This window comes from Thiocapsa sp., assembly GCF_035467215.1.
In the GTDB taxonomy this organism is placed as follows: domain Bacteria; phylum Pseudomonadota; class Gammaproteobacteria; order Chromatiales; family Chromatiaceae; genus Thiocapsa.
The window spans coordinates 1-1,823 of record NZ_DATITZ010000165.1 but is presented as its reverse complement, the minus strand read 5'-3'; the positions used below and the strand labels follow the sequence as shown (position 1 = coordinate 1,823).

The 1,823-nt window shown below is 67.1% G+C and carries 3 protein-coding genes; all 3 read left to right on the top strand.

What is annotated here, in order from left to right:
- Positions 1 to 548: AAA family ATPase (locus VLR48_RS09280; protein ID WP_325291510.1), on the top strand; the 548-nt coding region annotated here is incomplete at its 5' end.
- Complete coding sequence (locus VLR48_RS09275; RefSeq protein WP_325291509.1) at positions 545 to 1,282, top strand: ABC transporter permease; 738 nt, start codon at positions 545 to 547, stop codon at positions 1,280 to 1,282. The genes VLR48_RS09280 and VLR48_RS09275, both read left to right, overlap by 4 nt.
- On the top strand, positions 1,279 to 1,823 hold a 545-nt coding region (locus VLR48_RS09270; RefSeq protein WP_325291508.1), incomplete at its 3' end, for a DUF7088 domain-containing protein. The genes VLR48_RS09275 and VLR48_RS09270, both read left to right, overlap by 4 nt.

Sequence of the window (1,823 nt, the reverse complement as noted above, 5' to 3'; positions counted from 1 at the left end):
GCACACTCATCGCCAAGCTCTCCAAGGGTTTTCGCCAGCGTCTCGGGATCGCACAAGCGATCCTGCATCGCCCGAAGCTCCTGATCCTCGACGAGCCGACCGAGGGGCTCGATCCGTTCCAGATCCGCGAGGTCCGTGGTCTGATCCGCGAGCTGTCGCGCGACTGCGGGATCATCCTGTCGAGCCATATCCTCTCGGAGGTCCAGGCGGTCTGCGATCGCGTCCTGGTGCTTCATCAGGGCCGGATGCTGCGCAGCGATCGGTTCGACGCGCTCGCTCCGACCTCGCTCTGGCGGGTGCGTCTGCGCCCGCGCGGCGAGTCCGGTACGTCTGCGCAGGCCGCGCGACTTGAGCGCCTGCCCTGTGTCGAGGCCGCGATCGTCATAGGCGAGGAACGATTCCGGGTGATCCTGACCGACGGGGCCGAGTCCACGGATCTGGCCCGCCAGATCCTGACCGCCGGTTTCGATCTCTGCGAGCTGGGTCCGGAACGTCCGGATCTGGAGCGCGTCTTCTTCGATCTGATCGGCGCGGGAGGCACGGCATGATCGGCGCGATCGCGGGCCGCGAGCTGCGCAGTGCGCTGGTCTCTCCCTTGCCCTGGATCCTGCTCGGCGGCGGTCAGGTCGTGCTCGCCTGGATCTTTCTGAAGGTGGTCGACGACTTCACGGGTTTGGGGGCCGACGAGCGGGTCGCGAGCCTGACGGTGGAGCTGGCCCTGAACCTGTTCGGTTTTGCTGCCGTGATCCTCATGCTCGCGGTGCCTCTGATGGCCATGCGGATGCTCAGCGGGGAGTTTCGCGACGGCAGCTTCGAGCTGGTGGCCGCCGCGCCCGTGCGCATCGGCGATCTGGTGGCGGGGAAGTTTCTCGCGCTGACGGTCCTGATGACGCCGCTGTGTCTGCTGCCCCTCCTGAACATCGCGCTGCTCGCAGGCAGCGCCGCGCTCGACCCGGGTCAGATCGCCGCCACCACGCTCGGGCTTTGGCTGGTCGGCATGATGTTCTGCGCCGTGGGGCTGTATGCCTCGAGCATGAGCGCTCAAACGGGTGCCTCGGTAATCGCCGCATTCGCGATCCTGCTGGTCTTCTCCGTCATCGGCCGGGTCGAGACGCTGGGAGCCCATGATCTCTCGCTCTTCGGCTGGCTCTCTTGGAACGAGCATCTTTTTTGGTTTCTGCTCGGGGCGGTGCGTTTGAGCGATCTGGCGTATTTGCTGGGGTTTACGGGTTTCTTTCTGGCCCTGACCCACCGTCGACTCGCGAATCGGGTCCTGCAGTGAAAAGCATCCTGGCTTTTGCGACGGCGCAGCTCCGCCGGCTCAACCGACCGCTCGCGGATGCGCTTTTTCTCGTCCTTCTGCTGGCCGTCCTAATCGCGGGCGGTTGGTTGACTGCACGCCATGACCGCTATTGGGATTGGACCGCCGTCGGCGCCAACAGCCTGACCCCCGAGAGTCTGGCCATCCTCGGTCGACTCGACGGTCCGCTGCGCGCCACCGTCTTTGCCGACCCCGCGAGCCCGCTCGGCAAGGGGATCGAGCGGCTGCTCATGCGCTATCGGCAGGCGCAACCCGACATGCGCATCGAGGTGGTGGACCCGCAGCTCTTCCCGGAGCGCACGCGCGACGCCGGGGTGACGCTGATCGGCCAGATCCTGCTCGACTATCGCGGGCGACGCGAGACCGTCGCCGAGGTCGGCGAGCGGGCGATCAGCGCGGCCATCGCCCGGCTCGGAGCGAGCCGCGTCCCCTGGGTCGCCGTGATCGAGGGTCACGGCGAGCGCGCCATTCAGGGCGAGGCGGGTGCGGATCTCGGTCGTCT

Bases quoted from the DNA above. Each gene is read 5' to 3' on its own strand.
- VLR48_RS09275 (WP_325291509.1), top strand. From the start codon at position 545: ATGATCGGCGCGATCGCGGGCCGCGAGCTGCGCAGTGCGCTGGTCTCT.